The sequence below is a fragment of the Mycolicibacterium palauense genome (genome assembly GCF_002592005.1).
GTDB lineage: Bacteria > Actinomycetota > Actinomycetes > Mycobacteriales > Mycobacteriaceae > Mycobacterium > Mycobacterium palauense.
In genome coordinates this window covers 24,282-40,351 of record NZ_NVQF01000058.1, presented here as the reverse complement: position 1 = coordinate 40,351, position 16,070 = coordinate 24,282, and the positions used below count along the sequence as shown (strand labels likewise).

Sequence of the window (16,070 nt, the reverse complement as noted above, 5' to 3'; positions counted from 1 at the left end):
GCCCAGGATGCTGCCGAGCAGGTCACCCAGCCCCCCGCCCCCGGCGGCCTGCGGGGTGCCGGCGGCCGGGTTCGGGGAGAACTGCTTGCCGATATAGGCCAGCACGATCGGAGCCAGGATCGGCAGCAGCTTCCTGATGAGCTCGCTGCTGCCGGCGCCGGTGCCCGACAGCGCCGAGGCCACCGACGTGCTGGTGTTGCCGCCGAAGATGTTGGCGACGATCCGGTCGCCGTCGCTCTCGTCGACGTCGTCGACGGCCACGCCACCGTCGAGCAGGCCGCTGGCGGCGTGCCGGCACGCCGCCGTCTCGATCCTGCCGGCTTCCGCGGCGTCGCCCCGGGCGTTGTTCTGCAGACCGGCCAGCAGCGAGGGCACCAGATGCTCGACCGCGCAGTTCACCTCCCCCTCGTCGGCGCCGAGCCTGCGGGCGATGTCCGCGACGGGGATCTGTGCGAGAAGGTCGTCGAGTCCGGCCATGTTTCCACCTTCATTGCTGGAACTTCGGTGCTGGATCTTGCCTGGTGGAGGGGGGGTTCCCCTCGACCTCGACGGTAGTCCGTCGCGCCGGAGTCCGGGGCCGTGTTCGCCACAACGTCCGGCACGGCCGGCCGGTCACTGCAGCCGTTCGGTCTCCAGGCGCACGCCGGCCGCCCGCAGCCGGTTCGACAGGACGTCGCCCATCGCCGCGACCGGGGTGAGCACACCGCGCAGGTCCGAGAGCTCGTCGCGATCCGTGGCCAGGGCCAGACCGCTCTCCCCGAGCATCAGCGCGGTGGCCTTGTATCCGGGGTCGGCCTGTTGGGACATGGTGGCCCGGTAGCGCTGACCCGACGCCGTGGTGGTGTAGGTCTCGACGGTGTAGTGCCCGGTCTCGCGGCGGTGTTCGTCGGGGCCGGTACCGGGCTTGGGCGCGATGCGGTCGACGAGGCCGCGCGGCGCCAGGTGGAACAGCCGGGTGGCCGGCCCCAGGGCGAAGGCGTTGGCGCCGGTGATGGCGGCGGCGGCCAGCGGCGCCAGGGGCGATTTGCCCAGGCTCATCTGCTCGCCGTAGGCGAACCTGCGCCCGTAGGCGAAATCCAGCAGGGCGTTGGAGCGCCGCACGATTCGGCTGTTGGGCAGGGCCATCGCGAAGGCGCCGGTCCAGTATCCCCGCAGTTCGGGGGCGATCTCGGAGCCACGGTGCCAGCGCACGTCGGGTTGCCTGCCGAGCTGGGGTTCGGCGCCGCTGTCGGGGGACAGTGTGTAGGGGTCGTTGAGCTGGGCCCGCATGTCGGGGTCGAGCGACGATTCGCGCATCAGCTCCAGCATCGAGGCGACGGTGCCGCCGGACACCCCGCCGGCGAAGCTGCGGACGACCAGGTTGGTGTCCAGCAGTTCACCGGCGCCGTCGGCGGCGGCCCGCCGGTAGAGCTCGAAGACGGTCAGGTCCGAGGGGATGGAGTCGAATCCGCAGGCGTGCACGATGCGGGCCCCGGTGTCGACGGCCTGCTTGTGATGCAGGTCGATGCTGTCGCGGATGAAGTTGGGTTCCCCGGTCAGGTCGGCGTAGTCGGTGCCCGCCGCGGCGCAGGCCGCCACCAGTGGCAGGCCGTACTTGCTGTAGGGCCCGACGGTGGTGATCACCACCCGGGTCCGCGCGGCGAGGTCGTTCAGTGTGGACGGGGAGCCCGCGTCGGCGGTGATGATCGGCCAGTCCCGGGCGACCGCCCCCAGCTCGGACCGGACCTGTCCAACCCGTTCGGGCGAACGGCCGGCCAGCGCGATGCGGCGGTCGGCGGCCGCCCCGGCGAGGTACTGCGCGGTGAGCTTGCCGACGAAACCGGTGGCGCCGTAGAGGACGATGTCGAATTCACGCTCCGTTGCGACCATGGCCCCAACCTACCTGCGCGCCCACCCCGCAGGGCCCACCCGCAGGGCCCGGCCGCGGGCCGCTACCCGACCGGTGGTCTCAGCCGAGTTCCTCGGGCAGCTCGACGTGCTCGCCGAGCACGTGCTCGGCCAGGAACGCCCCCACCACCCGGTACCAGATCTTGGCGTGCTGCGGGGTCAGCACCCAGTGGTTCTCCGACGGGAAGTACAGGAAGCGGTGCTCGGAGGTGCCGTCGGGTGCGGCCGGCAGCCCCGAGGCGGTCAGCAGGTCGAACCACAGCCGCAGCGCCTCCCCGATCGGCACCCGGTAGTCCTTGTCGCCGTGGATCACCAGCATCGGCGTGGTGATCTGCGCGACGAAGCGGTGCGGGGAGTTGGCCTCGGCCATCTCGGGGGTCATCTCACGCAGCCAGTAGTACGACGCGTCGGTGGTGGCGCCGAACTGGTCCAGCGCCCACAGGCTGGCGTGGGTGACCAGGGCGCGGAACCGGTCGGTGTGCCCGGCCGCCCAGTTGGCCAGGTATCCGCCGAACGACCCGCCCATGGCCGCGGTGCGCTGCGCGTCGATGCGCGGGTCGGCGCACGCGGCATCGGTGGCCGCCATCAGGTCGGTGAACGGCGGGCCGCCCCACGCTCCCCAGCCCGCCTGGATGAACTGCTGGCCGTACCCGGTCGACAGCGCGGGGTCCGGCAGCAGCACGGCGTAGCCCGCCGCGGCCAGCAGCCACGGATTCCACCGCCACGACCAGCAGTTCCAGCTGCTCAACGGCCCGCCGTGGAACCACACCAGCAGCGGCGCGGGCGGATCGGTCCGGCGGGGCAGCACCAGCCAGGACCGGACGCGGCGGCCGTCCCCGCCGTCGGTGGACGTCTCGCTCAGCGTGCCCGGCAGGGCGGGCAGGTCCACACACGGCAGCGGGGTGACGCGGCCGTCGGTGTCGATGCGCACCGGGTGCGGGGGCGCGGCGTAGCTGCTGCGCAGCGCGAAGATCGTGCCGTCGGGGGCGGGCACCACATCGGTGTAGGCGAAGTCGTCGGTGGTCAGCTGCCGGACCTGCCCGTCGGGCAGCACCCGGAAGACCGGACACCGGCCGCCGTCGTCGGCGGTGACGATCAGCGACTGCCCGTCGGGCGCCCAGGCCACCGAGGCCGGCCAGCGGTCCCAGTCGGGTGCCACCAGCTCGGGCGCGCCGTCGAGAGGCATCCGGCACAGCTGGACCCGTGGCGCGCGGGTCGGGGTCGACACGCTTTCCCGCACGAACGCCAGCTGGGAACCGTCGGGTGAGATCGCCGGCTTCTCCAGCTCGGCGTGCGGGTCCTCGGCGATCACCGTCATCGTGGCCGGCGGACCGTCCTCCGGTGCGCCCCCGGGGACGTCGCGGGGGATCTCGATGCGCGCGAGCACGCTGTGCAGCGACGCCCCCGGGCCCGGGCGCCGCCACTGCGCGACCAGGAAGCTCCCGTCGGGGCTGATGTCGAAGCCGCTGTCGCGCAGGGCCTCCGCGGGGGCGGGCGTGAGGTCGCGGGGCCCGTCGGGACCCCGCACGTCGACCAGGTGCGGTTCGTCGGGGCCCAGGTCGTGGTCCCAGTGGCGCACCGGGTAGCCGGTGTGCAGGATCGCCGTCACCGCATGGTCTTTGCGCAGCCCCCGCAACCGGCGGTCCTCCTCGACGCCGCGGGCCGAGGGCAGCATCGGCGCGCTGACCACGGCCCGGTCCGCGGAACGCGCGGTGCGCACCGTGTGGATCCCGCCGGGCAGTTCCAGCACTCGTTCGGCCTCCCCGCCCCCGCGCGGCAGCCGCCACAGGGCGGCCGGCGGCGCGTCGTCGTCGGGCGTGGGCCGCACCGCGACGAACAACAGGTCGCCGTCGGCGGTGAAGGCCGGCGCCGACTCGCCCTTGGTGCCGCGGGTCAGCCTGCGGGCCGGGGCGACGCCGGTGGGGTCGAGCTCCCAGATCGCGGTCAGGTACTCGGTGGCCCTGTCGTTGAGTTCGGTGATGGTGGTCACCACCCGGGTGCCGTCGGGTGAGACCGCCAGGCCCGCTACGCGCGGCAGCGCCAGGTAGTCGTCGAGATCGTCGAATGGGGTTGCGGCCATTGGCCAGTCCTAACAGACGGGGGCACGGGGCGGGCCGGCGGCGGGCACGGTGGCGGGCACGGTGGCGCTGCCGATGGGCTCCGCGCGAGGACTTCACGGGGAATTAACGCGCAGTGACCGGTGGGACACACAGCCACAGCTAGCGTCAAGTTTCGTAAACCGTCAGTGCCCTCAGGACACTGACAAGAAACATCCCTTCCACAAATCACCTGGTCGGAGGTCCGTGTGACACCTGAAGTCGAGGACGCCTTATCGTCCATGACTGCGGTCAACAACGAGTTCTTCTACTGGATGTCGATCGCGTTGATGATGCTCATCCACGCCGGCTTCCTGGCTTATGAGATCGGCGCGTCACGGTCGAAGAACGTGTTGGCAACCGCGATGAAGAACCTGCTGGCATTCGCCACGATCGTCGCGTCGTTCTATTTCGTCGGTTGGTTCCTGTACAACGCCATGCCCAGCGGCTGGATCAGGATCGACGAACTCGCCACGGCGGCGCTGCCGTGGAGCGACAACATGGGGCCCAACACCGCTGACCAGGCCAGTGGCATCTTCTGGGGCGCCTTCGCCCTGTTCGCCGCCACCACCGGGTCGATCATGTCCGGCGCGGTGCTGGAACGGATCCGCACCAGCGGCTTCCTGATCCTGACGGTGTTCGTCGGCTCGGTCGTCTGGATCATCGGCGCGGCCTGGGGATGGCACGGCGCGGGCTGGATGCTCACCAAGCTCGGCTTCCACGACGTCGGCGCGGCCGGCTGCGTGCACATGATCGCCGGCTTCGCCGCGCTGGGCATCCTGATCAACCTCGGGCCACGGATCGGGCGCTTCCTGCCCGACGGCACCGCGGTGACGATCCGCCCGCACAACCTGCCGTTGACCCTGCTGGGCCTGTTCCTGATCTTCGCCGGGTTCTTCGGGTTCCTGATGGGCTGCGTGATCTACGGGCCCGACGGCTACTCGACGATCTACGGCAGCCCGACGACCCTGTCGGCGTTCGCGTTCAACACGCTGATGGGTCTGGTCGGCGGCGTGATCGGCGCCTACGTGATGTCACGCGGGGAACCGTTCTGGACCATCTCCGGCGGTCTGGCCGGGGTCATCTCGGTGGCCTCCGGGCTGGACCTCTACCACCCGGCGTTGACCTTCGTCATCGCACTGGTCGGCGGTGGGCTGATCCCCTACATCGGCAAGCTGCTGGACCGGTTCAAGATCGACGACGTCGTCGGCGCTGTCACCGTGCACGGCGGGATGGGTCTGTACTCGGTGGTGATGGCCGGCATCTTCCTGGCCGGTTACCCCAACACCGACGGCAATCCGTCGATCTCCTTCTGGGGCCAGCTCGTCGGTGCGCTGGTGTTCGCCGCGCTCGGGTTCTTCCCCGCCTACCTGGTGTCGCTGTTCCTGAAGAAGGTTGGCCTGCTGCGTATCCCGGCCGAGGTGGAGGAGCAGGGCCTGGACCTCACCGAGATTCCGGCCACGCCGTACCCGGAGGGCATCCCCGTCACCGCGATGCGCACCAACGGCACCGTCGTCGTCGTCGCAGAGGAGGTCTAAATGTTCAGTCCCATCGACAGCTACGACGAGCCCGGGGTGGTGTTCACGTTCGGCGGCTACTCCGCGGGCGTGTGGATCTTCACGATCCTGGCCATCGTGTTGTTCATCGCGTTCTTCGTCCGGATGATCCAGCACGAGAACCACGCCTACCGGCAGATCATCGAACACCAGCCGGTCGAACGCGGACCGGCCGCCGAGGGCGAACCGACCGCCTACTAGGCAGTACCGGGCCGCACGACGCGGCACGGAATCGGGTGGGCCCCGCTCAGCGTTGAGCGGGGCCCATCCGCCGTGTGCGGGTCAAACAACCCGCGGCACAGCCGGTCAGCCGGCGGGCGGTGGCGCGGGGGCCGGCGGGCCCGCGGCGGGATCCGGCAGATACTCCACCAGGCCCGGCGGGAGGTTGGTGCCGGGCAACGGCGCGGTCCCGGGCAGGGGCCGCCCCAGGTCCGCCTCGGGCAGCTGGCCGAGCAGACCACCCCGGAGCCGGCCGTCGCGGTACATCTCGATCCACTGGCCGAACCACTCCCGCGGGCTGACGTTGGCGTTCTCCTGGCCCGGGGCCACGCCGAACTGGGTGCCCTGCCCGGGCGCGGACGGCTCGAGGTACTGCGGAAGCCCGTAGGCGTTGTTGAAGATCGACAGGTTCGGCGGTGTCCCGGGCCCGGCGCCGGGCGGGGACGGAACCTCGTGCTGGCCGAGGATCGTGCCGGGGTCCAGCCCGCTGACCGACGGACCGAGCAGACCCAGTCCCCCGGGACCCGGCGGCGCCCCGATGAGCGGTATCGAGGGCCCTCCGGTTCGCACCGGGGGCGCCGGCGGGCCCCCCGGGGCCACCGGGGCCACCGGGGCCACCGGGTCCACGGGTGCGGCGGGATCTGCCACAGCCGGTGCCGCGCACGCGATCACCGACCCCGCCAGCAGGGCCCAGACGATCCCCGCCCGGGCGGCGCCGGTGAAGCCTCGGGCACGCCGGGCCGGTGAGTCCCACCGCGTGTGCTCCACGTCCGGGCTCACACGGCCTTGGTGACGCCGTAGTAGGCCACGATGTCGCTGGTATCGGCGGTCGAACTCGTCAGCGTCGCGTAGGAGCGGATGAACGACTGCCCCAGGCAGCCGTCCACCTTGATGTGGATGTCCTTGAGGGTCACCCGCACCGGCGCCTGCTTGAACGACTTCGTGTCCACCGACACCTGCGTCACGGTTCCGGGACGGGGGTGGATCTCGATCTTGCCCGTCAACGGGGCGGACAGACCCGACGGGATCGGGGCCCCCAGCGTCGAGCCCGCGGAACCCACGCCCGCCTGGCCGATCAACCGCATCTGCTTCAACTCGGCCCCGCAGCCGATCTGATAGCCGACATCAAGTGTCCCCCCGCTCAACTCGGTGGCGCCCTCGCCGGAGACGACACCGGCGAAGGTGCCCCCCACCAGGTATTCCCGGGAGGACGTCGCCGTGGTCAGCGCGGCGATCGGCAACTGGCTCTCGTCGGTGGCCGCAACGGTCAGGGTCCATCCGTCGGGCGTGATCGCCGACGCCGGCTCGGCGGAGGGCACCAGCCCGTTGTCCGGTGGCGGGGGCACGATCTCGCCCGGCACCGGCGGCAGCGCCGGGCCGGGTGGGGCCGGGTCGGCGGCGGCCGGCGCCGCCGTCACCACCGACACCATCACCACCGACACCATCACCACCGACACCATCACCACCGTGGCCCCACTGACCACGGCCGGCACTGCCGACATGGCAGCTGCCACGAAACGACTCAACATAGCGGATCGGCGCCTCTCGTCGAAGGAGTTCGAAGTTGCCACGCGCGCCGTGCTTTCCGACGGCATCCGGGCGACGGTCTCTCGGTCGGCCATCGGTCAGACGGCGGTGGTGACACCGAGATAACTGATCACGTCGTCGGTGTTGTCCGTCGAGCTGACCAGCGTCGCGTAGGAGCGGATGAACGACTGCCCGGCGCACTGGTCGACGCGGACGCGCACACCGTTGACCGATATCCGGGAGGAGCGGCCCTTGAACGACTTCTTCTCGATCGACATGGTGTTGGTGACACCCGGCGACAGGTAGACCTTGCCCTCCAGGGACGCGCCCATCCCCAGGATCGGCGCCCCGACCAACGGCACGTTGATCGACGGGGTCAGTGAGGCGTTGGGGTTCATCTCGTACTCCTCGTTGATGATCCCGCAGCCGATCTGCTGCCCCGCCTCCAGCGTGCCGCCCGTCAGCGAGGTGGTTCCCGCACCGGTGATCTCGGCCGAATAGGTTCCGCTGACCAGATACTCGCGCGAGGTGATGGCCGTCGTCAGGGGCGCCACCGGAACATGCGACTCACCGCTTCCGGTGACCGTCAACGTCCAGCCGTCGGGCGTGACGAGCACCGCGGGAGGCCCCGACGGCACCGATCCCCCCGGCGCCGGAACCGGCGCACCGGGCTGTGCGGGCGCCGGCGGGGCCGGGTCCGCCGACGCGACCGGCACCGCCGCGGCGGGAAGCACGACCAGCATGACAAGCAGCGCAGCACATCGGTTCGGCATACCGGCCTCTCGCAACGGACCAGCGCGATGCTCGCACTCAGCTAACATCAGGAAAGTTACCGCGTCGAAGTATCCAGTCGCTTGGTTGCCGGACGGTGAACGCCGAGCAAACAACACAGCGCGGCCGTGATGGTGGTCGTTCCGGCGACGACAGAGGTCGCGGACCCGGCCGTTTTCCGCCAGAATCGCATCGACCGAGGAGGATTCGGATGGCGCGTGCGTCCGCGATGTGGATGCGAGCGGTCGCGTCGGCAACGGTGGCGGCCGGCTCCGGCATAACCCTGGCCCTGGCCATGCCCGTGAGCCTGCCCCTGAGCCTGACTGTGAGCCTGAGCCTGGCCGCCGCGGCGTCCGCCGATCCCGAGGACCCGTCGGCCGCCGGAACGCCCGCCGTGAACCCGGTTCAGGTCATGGCCCCCACCGCCGAGGGCGCCGACCCCGCAGCGGTGTCGGCCTGCGGCCGGTTCGCACTCATCCTGGACGGCACCGCGCTCTACTACGAGAACTTCGCCGAGGCGCTCGAGACCTACCGGCAGCCCGGGGACACGGAGGTGGTCCGAAACAGCAGCACGCTGAGCCGGACCGCGCTTCGCCAGGGCGCGGCGGATGCATTGTCGGCCTCCAACATCGCGGGCCTGGCACCGCAGATCGCGGCACCGATGCGCTCGTGGTCGTTGAAGGCGACCAAGCTTCTGATCAAGATGGGGCTTCGGGGCACCGGCGAGACGCTGGACACCACGGCGGGCGAGATGAACAACGAGGCCTACGCGGTACAGCAGGCCTGCGCCGCGGTCGGCACCCACGCGTGACGCCGAGCCCACGGCGACGCCGGCCCGGCCCGGGCGCTCCCGCCGGTGCGATCGCGGGTGTCTGCCTGCTGCTCGCCGCGGCACTGTCGGCGTGCGACGGCACACCGGCGCCGTCGTCCACCCCGGCGGGGACCGCGGGGGTGCTACAGCACCCGACGGCCTCCGCGGGACTGCTGCTGAGCCGCGCCGATATCGACGAGGTGATGGGCACAGCCATGACACCGCTGGACCCCGTCACCGCCATGAGCGACAACCGCAACCTGCTGCCCAACCTGAACTGCCTGGGGATCTGGCAGGTGGCGGAATCGGCGATCTACGGGCCGCCCGGCCCCGGGAACTGGCAGGACATGCGCCGACAGACGCTGCGCGTCCCGAACAGCGACCGGTGGGACAGTCTCGCGGTGCAGGCGGTGGTGCGCTACGAGAACGCGGAAACCGCACGGGATTTCTTCCTGCAGTCCGCCGATCGCTGGTCGGAATGTACCGATCACCGGGTGAACATCACGCTGAACGACCGGCCCCTGCCCAGTTGGCACAGTGGAGACCTCGACGAGACCGACCGCCGGTTGACGATCCCCAGCACCCGCGGCGCCGGTGAGGACATCCGGTCCTGCCAGCACGTGTTGGCCGTCGCCTCCAACGTCGTCGTCGACGTGCAGGCGTGCAGGCCGCAGGACACCCCCGTGACCGAGGCCGCCGACATCGCGACGGCCATCGAATCCAATGTCGCCGTTGCCGTGTCCGGAGGCTAGCGCGAGCCCCGGCAACCAAGGCAACCCCCGCCCGAGCAGAAGGTGAACAGTTGGATGCTCGCCCGGGCCGGACCCCGTCAGCCGGGTCCGGATCCGCGGGATCGCCCGTGGGACACGGATGTGCGGGCCCGCCGCGGGATGTGTCGACCGCGGAGTTTCCGGCGTTGATAACCCGCGGCTGCTACGGTCCGCCTATGCTCGCGCCGATGACGCCTCAGCTGATCGTGGAGCCGGACGACGGGCTGGAGCCCGTGCTCGACTTCATCGGATCCGCACGCGAGATGTTGCGCATCAAGCAGTTCACGTTCACCGACGACGATCTCATCGACGCGGCGATCGAGCGGCGACGCGCCGGAGTCGAGGTGCGCGTGATGCTCAATCCGGTGAAGTCCGGCGGCGAGCGCGCCAACGACGACACGTTTGCCAGCCTCGCCGAGGCCGGCGTCGACGTGGCATGGTCGAACCCCGCGTTCTATGTCACGCACGAGAAGTCGATCGTGGCCGACTCGCGCGCCGCGCTGATCGCCACGTTCAATCTGTGCACCAAGTACTTCACCCGCACCCGCGATTTCGGCGTCGTCACCACGGATCCGGCCCAGGTGGCACAGATCATCGAGGGGTTCGAGGCCGACTGGGGCCACCACGACTGGGCGCCCACCGAGGACACCGGGCTGTTGTGGAGTAACTCCAACTCGCGCAACGTCATGGCCCAGTTCATGGACACCGCCACGCACCGACTCGAGGTTCAGCATCCCAAGTACGTCGACGCCGTCATCCTCGACCGGATCGTGGCCGCGGTGGCGCGCGGGGCGAAGGTCCGCGTGCTGTGCGGAGGCCAGCACGGAATCAGCGAGAGCGACAAACTGGACACCTTCGCGTCGTTGCGGACGCTGCGCAAGTTCGGCGTCAAGGTGCGCAAACAGCGTAACTTCCGGGCCCACGCCAAACTCGTCATCGTCGATCGCCAACGGGCACTGGTGGGTTCGATGAACATCGACCGCAGCGCATTCGACCTGCGCCGCGAACTCGGTGTGGTGCTCGAGGACCCCGCGATCGTCGAGCGGCTTTCCGGTGTGTTCACCGACGACTGGAAGTCCTCGAAGCGCTACTACGCGCCGGATCCTCTGGACCCCAACCCGCAACCCGAAGACGAGTTCCCCGACGACCCGGATCTGGTCCATGAGTGAACCGCAACCCCGGGTCTCGCACCTGCAGCTGGCGCTGGCGTTCAACCACATCGCGGTCGCCTCGTTCGGCGGGGGACTGTCGGCGTGGTCACGGGAGGTCCTGGTCGCCAAGAAGGGGTGGATCGGCGAGGAGGAGTTCCTGTCGGCGATGACGATGTGCCGAATACTGCCGGGCTCCAACCAGATCAACCTCGCCGTCTTCGCCGGCACCAAACTCAGGGGCGGCAGCGGCGCGATCGCGGCCATCCTCGGGCTGGTCACCGTCCCGGTGACGCTGATGCTGGTGGTGGGCTACTTCTACTTCCGGTTCAAGGAGGTGCCCGCCGTCAACGGCGCGCTGCACGGCGCCTCGGCCGCCGCGGTGGCGCTGACCGTCGCCATGGTCATCAAGACCGGCCGCGTCTGTCTGACGGGGATCATCCCGGTGGCGATGTTCGCCGCCGCATTCGTCCTCAGCGGCCTGTTGCGCTGGCCGCTGGTCGTCGTGCTGGCCCTCATCGCCCCGGTCGGCGTGGTGTGGGCGTGGCCCCGGGGCCGGACAGGTGACGGCGGAGAGTCCGGGCAGTCCACGACATGAGCACCTATCTGCAGCTGATCCTGCTGTTCGGCGGGTTGTCGCTGATGTCGATCGGCGGCGGCAACGTGGTGCTGCCCGAGATGCACCTGCGCGCGGTGACGGATCATCACTGGCTGACCAGCCGCCAGTTCGCCGACGTGTTCTCGATCTCGCAGGCCGCGCCCGGCCCGAGCATCCTGATCGTCACGCTGGTCGGGTACGGCGCCGGGCTGGAGGCCGGCGGAGTGCCCGGCGCGATTGTCGGGGGCGTGGTGGCGACCGCGGCGATGATCTTTCCGGCCGCCGTGCTGGTGTTCGTCGTCACGCGATTCTGGCAACGTGCCGAGAACTCGCGCTGGCGCGTCGCCGTGGAGCACGGCCTGCCGCCGCTGACCGTGGGGCTGATCATGGCGACCTCGCTGGTCATGAGCCGCGCCGCCGATCACGATTGGCGGGCCTACCTGTTGACCGCGGTCTGCACGGCGATCTTCGTGCTCACCAAGGTCAATCCGCTGGTGGTGGTTGCCTTCGCCGCGGTGCTGGGTTACCTCGGCGTCGTCTGAGCACGCCGGCACACCTAGGACCCGGCCCCCGCCCGTTCTCCCCTGCCGGCCGTCGCGGTCCGCACGAGCCACCTCGACAGCACCAACTGGCCGAGACCGAACAACCCCAACGCGGCGCCCACGATCGCGAAGGCCGCGTAGGCGCCGATCCCGAGCGAGAACGCCACCCCGACCAGACTCTTGATCGCCACCGAGACGGCGGCCCTGCCGAACTCGGACGCGGCCGTCACCCCGCCGGCGAGTTCCAGGGGGGTCAGCTCCTGACGCCACCGGGTCAGGACCAGGCGCGCGCACACGTTGGCGGCGCCGAAGACGAAGGCCGAGGCCGCCATCGCCGGCAGGTTGACCGGCGTCCATCCCACGGCGAGCAGAAGCGTCCCCACCGCCCCGAAGACCACCCATCTGGCTCCGGCACCGCGGTGCCGGGTCACGGCGTAGAGCAGCGCACCCGCGGCACCGCCGAGCGCGAACGCAGACCCGACCTGCCCGACCGAGGCCGCGTCGTCGAGCAGCCCCTTGGCGAAGAACGCGCTGAGCAGCTTGCGCAACTCGTAGAGGTGAAAGGACATCAACCCGAGGACCACGATCAACAGATACCGATGCGCGAGGATGTATTTCAGCCCCGTCCAGGATCCACCCCGGGAGGGTGACCGGACCCCGCCGGCGGCCTCGACCGTCCGGTGGGTGAGCCCGGCCGAACGCTCCGGCACCCCCAGATAGCATGCCGCCGAGACCACGAACCCGATCGGGATGACGATGTGGGGGACGATCCCGTCCGACCAGATCATCAGTCCGCCGAGCATCAGCGGGCCGGTCACACCCCCGACCTCGAAGGCCAACTCGTAGCGGGAGTTGATCCGGTCGAGCAGTTCTGCCCGGTGGCCGGCCATCTCCAGCGGCACCGTGTGCACCGCGGCATCGACATACCCCCGGGCCAGCGCCTCGGCGGTGTAACAGCCCATCGCCCAGGCCAGGTCGATGAACCCCAGGGCCATCGCGATCGGAATCCCCGCCAGCACCGCACCGCGAAAAAACGTCGCCGCCACCAGGACCCGCCGGGCACCGAACCGTTCGATGGGCCAGCCCGCCAGGTAGGTGCCCGCCATGTGCACCGCGGTGCCGAAGGCGGCGAAGAAGGCGGCCAGCCCCAGCGAACCGGAGAGATGGGCGACCAGCAGCGGCTGCGCCAGATGCATGGCGCTGTCCACGATCTGCGTCGCGACGACGCCGCTGAGCAACCCGCCCAACCGCGCGGAGGGCGGACCCGACGTCACCAGGCGCATCTCCGCGGTCCTTCCGGAGCGACATCGGATCCCGAGTCGTCTGCCGGAATACTAGGGCCGCCATCGGAGCGGCGCCCGTTCACAACGGGGCCGGCACGCCCCGTTCGGCGAACCGTCACGCCGCGTTCCCCGGCGGCCCCCTGCGCATCGCCGCGGGCGACGCGCACGCGGCGCGGCACCGCCGGGCGACTCGACCGGGGTTGTCCGAAGGCGATCAGGGCCGGGGCGCGCGCTCCCGAAGCCAGGACACGGCCCGGTCCCGGTAGGAGATGATGCCCTTGTAGTCGGCCATGTCCTCGGGCAGGTCGGCCAGCACCGCCTCGGTGCGTTCACGCCACGGTTCGAAGGCGGCCACATCCAGCAACGGCAGCATGTAGGTCCGGATCAGGAAGCAGATCGACCCCGACTCGGGCAGCCGGATCAGGTGCTGCACCTCCACCCGCAGATGCACCAGGCGCCCGAACGTCTCGTCGTCGACGGTCAGGATGAACGGCCGGTCCGGACCCCACTCCGGGTAGAGCTCGGTGGACACGTCCAGGCGCCGGCCGATCGTCAGGGTCCAGTTGGTGCGGCGGTAGACCTCGTTGGGCTGCAACCGCATCAGGAACTCGCGGGCCCGGGTGATGACACCGGTCTGGCGCAGCCGGGGCACCGGGCCGTGGATCTCCAGGAACGTCATCCCCACGTCGAATCCGAACGACCAGTCGGCGGCGAAGGTCACAACGCCGGCGTCGCCGAACAGGTCACCGTCGCGCTGGTCGAGCAGCACGATGTCCTCCTGCACCTGGCCGGCGATGTAGGCCAGCGGCTCGGCCGGCAGGCTGGAGTCGTCGCCGATGACGAAATCCTGTGTGATGTCCAGGATTTCGTTGCGCCAACGCCAGTTCTGGCCGTCCCGGGTCAGTGACATCCGGTCCGGGTAGGCCCGGGCCAGCTCGCCCATCAGGAAGACCATCGTGTCCCAGCACGCCGCACGCATATGCGGCAGGACGGCGTAGCGGCTCGGGTCGGCGGCCAGGATCCGCTCCCGTTCGGCCATCTCGTGCTCGTACTCGCTGTCGACGTCGACCACCCTGGTCCCCCACTCGCCGGCCGGTGTGGGTACCGCGCCGCCGGCGGGCTCGACGTTGGTGCTGTAGCGGTAGGTGTCGGCGGGAAAGGGGAAGGGGAAGGGGAAGGTGCGCACCAGGTCCGGGGCCGAGATCAGCTCGGGCGTGCTCGTCACAGGTTCAGCTCCAATCGGTCTGCGGCCGCGCGCGACACGCAGGCCATCATCGCGTCGCCGGCCGTCTTCTCGTCATCGGTCAGATAGAGGTCTCGGTGCAGGATCTCGCCGGCGCCCACCGGCACCTTGCATTCACCGCACACGCCCTGGCGGCACAGGTTGGACACGTCGCGCCCCCGGGCCAACAGGGCCTCCAGCAGCGAGACGTCGGACTCGACGACGAAGGTGTCGCCGGACTCACGCAACTGCACCTCGAAGGGCTCGCCCGGGTCGAGCGCGTCGATGCCGAACCGCTCCAGGTGCACCCTGCTGGCCGGCCAGCCCAGCTCGGCGGCACGGTCGGTCACGACGTCCATGAACCCGGTAGGCCCGCAGATGTAGAGGTGGGTGCCGAAGGGCTGATCGGCCAGCACATCGGAGAGCTCGGCGCAGAAGTCCGCCCGGCTGGTGTAGATCCGGGCGCTGCCGGCCAGTTCCTTGACCTCGTCGACGTAGGCGCCGCGGCCTTCCCGGTGCAGGTAGAGCACCGTGGTGTCCCGGCCCCACCGCCGGGCACTGCGCAGATGCGACACCATCGGCGTGACACCGATGCCCGCGGCGATCAACAGGTGATAGCGCGCGGCCAGCACCGGCGCGAACGCGCTGCGAGGCGGCCGGGTGACGACGCTGTCCCCGACTGCCAGCTCGTGGTGTATCCAGCGCGAGCCCCCGGATCCCTCCGGGCACTCCAGCACGGACACGACGTACTCGTCCGGCGAGATGCACTCGCCGGTCAGGGAGTAGGCGTTGGCCACGCCGCCGCAGTCGATGACGAGGTGGCTGCCCGGGGTGTACGACGGCAGCGGGGCGCCGTCGCTTCGGGCCAGGGCCACCGTCCGGATGCCCGCCACGGTGTCGTCGATGCGGCGCACGATCAGGGTCGTCTCGGTCACGACGCCAGCGCCTCGGGCAGGGCCTCGGCGTCGACCTGGAAGCCCAGATGGGTCCCGAGCCGGCGGGACACGTGGTAGTACACCAGCAGGTTTCGGCCGCACCCACCGCAGGGCAGGACGTCTTCGAGGGCGACGTCGGCGCCGGTGACCGCGCCGCAGTGCACGCACTGCACCTCTCGGCGGTCCACCGAGGTACTGGCCACCGTCAGTTCGTCGTCGGCCACGCCGGCCCGCACCGCCGCCGCGCGTAGCCGCAGACACAGGTGGGCCGGCCCGGCGACCATCAGCCGCCAACCGACGCGGGCGTCGGCCAGATCGGCCTGCATCGCGGCCACCGCCGCCTGGACGGAGCCCGAGCCCGGCTCGGATTCCGGCTCGGATCCCGGCTTAAATCCCTCGGGGAACGTGTGCACCCGCAGCTCGGCGCCGGGGTGGGCCTCGGCCACCTGCGCCCGCCAGCCCTCCAGGACGGCCTCGGCGTCGGTTCCGAACCCGATCACCGTCCAGGAGCGCCCGGTCAGGTCGGCATCAGGGCCGGTGGGGGTGACGGCCCATCCCGGCACGCTGGTCAGCTCCAGATCGGGTCTCATGCGATGGTTCCTCGCTCCAAACTCACCACTAGTGGTTAACAATGTTGCCTGTCAGGAAATCACACGTGCGTTTCGTGGATGTGAAGTCGGCGTCTCGACCACTTGACACGCGCCG

Annotated in this window: 17 protein-coding genes; 7 read left to right on the top strand and 10 right to left on the bottom strand. The window is 70.4% G+C overall.

Annotation, left to right across the window (positions count from 1 at the left end):
- From CSR00_RS20360 to CSR00_RS20350, 3 genes are all read right to left on the bottom strand, one after another.
- The coding region (locus CSR00_RS20360; protein ID WP_099024239.1) for a DUF937 domain-containing protein at nt 1–477 on the bottom strand (477 nt) is incomplete at its 3' end.
- 135 nt (nt 478–612) lie between these two features.
- Nucleotides 613–1,869, bottom strand: a complete 1,257-nt coding sequence (locus tag CSR00_RS20355) for a saccharopine dehydrogenase family protein (protein ID WP_099024238.1) — start codon at nt 1,867–1,869, stop codon at nt 613–615.
- Between the two features lie 79 nt (nt 1,870–1,948).
- Complete coding sequence (locus CSR00_RS20350) at nt 1,949–3,967, bottom strand: S9 family peptidase (protein ID WP_099024237.1); 2,019 nt, start codon at nt 3,965–3,967, stop codon at nt 1,949–1,951.
- 225 nt (nt 3,968–4,192) lie between these two features.
- On the opposite strand from CSR00_RS20350, the gene CSR00_RS20345 reads away from it, so the two are divergent.
- Entirely contained in the window at nt 4,193–5,521 is a 1,329-nt protein-coding gene (locus CSR00_RS20345) for an ammonium transporter (RefSeq protein WP_099024236.1), read from the top strand.
- The gene (locus CSR00_RS20340) at nt 5,522–5,740 is read left to right on the top strand and encodes a hypothetical protein (protein WP_099024235.1); all 219 of its coding nucleotides are present in this window, start codon (nt 5,522–5,524) and stop codon (nt 5,738–5,740) included.
- 105 nt (nt 5,741–5,845) lie between these two features.
- Here CSR00_RS20340 and CSR00_RS30255 read toward each other — a convergent pair whose 3' ends face one another.
- The 3 genes from CSR00_RS30255 to CSR00_RS20325 all read right to left on the bottom strand — a co-directional run bounded on the left by CSR00_RS30255 (nt 5,846) and on the right by CSR00_RS20325 (nt 8,028).
- The gene (locus CSR00_RS30255) at nt 5,846–6,538 is read right to left on the bottom strand and encodes a hypothetical protein (protein ID WP_176562163.1); all 693 of its coding nucleotides are present in this window, start codon (nt 6,536–6,538) and stop codon (nt 5,846–5,848) included.
- Nucleotides 6,535–7,221, bottom strand: a complete 687-nt coding sequence (locus CSR00_RS20330) for an MspA family porin (protein ID WP_407662489.1) — start codon at nt 7,219–7,221, stop codon at nt 6,535–6,537. Before CSR00_RS20330 ends, CSR00_RS30255 begins: the two co-directional genes overlap by 4 nt.
- A gap of 162 nt (nt 7,222–7,383) precedes the next feature.
- Nucleotides 7,384–8,028 (bottom strand): MspA family porin, encoded by a 645-nt coding sequence (locus CSR00_RS20325; RefSeq protein ID WP_245906308.1) that lies wholly within the window; start codon nt 8,026–8,028, stop codon nt 7,384–7,386.
- A gap of 239 nt (nt 8,029–8,267) precedes the next feature.
- Between CSR00_RS20325 and CSR00_RS20320 the strand changes: the two genes are divergently transcribed.
- The 5 genes from CSR00_RS20320 (at nt 8,268) to CSR00_RS20300 (ending at nt 11,925) form a co-directional block, all read left to right on the top strand.
- Nucleotides 8,268–8,867, top strand: coding sequence for an Rv2240c family protein (locus CSR00_RS20320; protein WP_245906306.1), 600 nt, complete (start codon nt 8,268–8,270; stop codon nt 8,865–8,867).
- A complete protein-coding gene (locus CSR00_RS20315; RefSeq protein WP_176562162.1) occupies nt 8,864–9,619 on the top strand; it encodes a sensor domain-containing protein in 756 nt (251 codons plus the stop codon). The genes CSR00_RS20320 and CSR00_RS20315 overlap by 4 nt, the downstream gene beginning before the upstream one ends.
- 206 nt (nt 9,620–9,825) lie before the next feature.
- Complete coding sequence (locus CSR00_RS20310; RefSeq protein WP_245906303.1) at nt 9,826–10,806, top strand: phospholipase D-like domain-containing protein; 981 nt, start codon at nt 9,826–9,828, stop codon at nt 10,804–10,806.
- On the top strand, nt 10,799–11,383 hold the full coding sequence (locus CSR00_RS20305) for a chromate transporter (RefSeq protein WP_099024230.1): 585 nt from the start codon (nt 10,799–10,801) through the stop codon (nt 11,381–11,383). The genes CSR00_RS20310 and CSR00_RS20305 overlap by 8 nt, the downstream gene beginning before the upstream one ends.
- Nucleotides 11,380–11,925, top strand: a complete 546-nt coding sequence (locus CSR00_RS20300; protein ID WP_099024229.1) for a chromate transporter — start codon at nt 11,380–11,382, stop codon at nt 11,923–11,925. Before CSR00_RS20305 ends, CSR00_RS20300 begins: the two co-directional genes overlap by 4 nt.
- Before the next feature lie 14 nt (nt 11,926–11,939).
- Here the strand turns inward: CSR00_RS20300 and CSR00_RS20295 are convergent, their stop codons facing one another.
- The 4 genes from CSR00_RS20295 to CSR00_RS20280 all read right to left on the bottom strand — a co-directional run bounded on the left by CSR00_RS20295 (nt 11,940) and on the right by CSR00_RS20280 (nt 15,955).
- Nucleotides 11,940–13,208 (bottom strand): MFS transporter, encoded by a 1,269-nt coding sequence (locus CSR00_RS20295; RefSeq protein ID WP_099024228.1) that lies wholly within the window; start codon nt 13,206–13,208, stop codon nt 11,940–11,942.
- Nucleotides 13,209–13,422: 214 nt separating this feature from the next.
- Nucleotides 13,423–14,415, bottom strand: a complete 993-nt coding sequence (locus tag CSR00_RS20290; protein WP_176562164.1) for a heme-dependent oxidative N-demethylase family protein — start codon at nt 14,413–14,415, stop codon at nt 13,423–13,425.
- Between the two features lie 14 nt (nt 14,416–14,429).
- Nucleotides 14,430–15,365 (bottom strand): PDR/VanB family oxidoreductase, encoded by a 936-nt coding sequence (locus tag CSR00_RS20285; protein WP_099024226.1) that lies wholly within the window; start codon nt 15,363–15,365, stop codon nt 14,430–14,432.
- On the bottom strand, nt 15,362–15,955 hold the full coding sequence (locus CSR00_RS20280; protein ID WP_099024225.1) for a dimethylamine monooxygenase subunit DmmA family protein: 594 nt from the start codon (nt 15,953–15,955) through the stop codon (nt 15,362–15,364). The genes CSR00_RS20285 and CSR00_RS20280 overlap by 4 nt, the downstream gene beginning before the upstream one ends.
- Between the last annotated feature and the right edge of the window lie 115 nt (nt 15,956–16,070).

Coding starts and splice junctions, on each gene's coding strand:
- CSR00_RS20355 (WP_099024238.1), bottom strand. CDS start 1,869: ATGGTCGCAACGGAGCGTGAATTCGACATCGTCCTCTACGGCGCCACC.
- CSR00_RS20350 (WP_099024237.1), bottom strand. CDS start 3,967: ATGGCCGCAACCCCATTCGACGATCTCGACGACTACCTGGCGCTGCCG.
- CSR00_RS20340 (WP_099024235.1), top strand. CDS start 5,522: ATGTTCAGTCCCATCGACAGCTACGACGAGCCCGGGGTGGTGTTCACG.
- CSR00_RS20325 (WP_245906308.1), bottom strand. CDS start 8,028: ATGCTGGTCGTGCTTCCCGCCGCGGCGGTGCCGGTCGCGTCGGCGGAC.
- CSR00_RS20320 (WP_245906306.1), top strand. CDS start 8,268: ATGGCGCGTGCGTCCGCGATGTGGATGCGAGCGGTCGCGTCGGCAACG.
- CSR00_RS20310 (WP_245906303.1), top strand. CDS start 9,826: ATGACGCCTCAGCTGATCGTGGAGCCGGACGACGGGCTGGAGCCCGTG.
- CSR00_RS20305 (WP_099024230.1), top strand. CDS start 10,799: ATGAGTGAACCGCAACCCCGGGTCTCGCACCTGCAGCTGGCGCTGGCG.
- CSR00_RS20300 (WP_099024229.1), top strand. CDS start 11,380: ATGAGCACCTATCTGCAGCTGATCCTGCTGTTCGGCGGGTTGTCGCTG.
- CSR00_RS20295 (WP_099024228.1), bottom strand. CDS start 13,208: ATGCGCCTGGTGACGTCGGGTCCGCCCTCCGCGCGGTTGGGCGGGTTG.
- CSR00_RS20280 (WP_099024225.1), bottom strand. CDS start 15,955: ATGAGACCCGATCTGGAGCTGACCAGCGTGCCGGGATGGGCCGTCACC.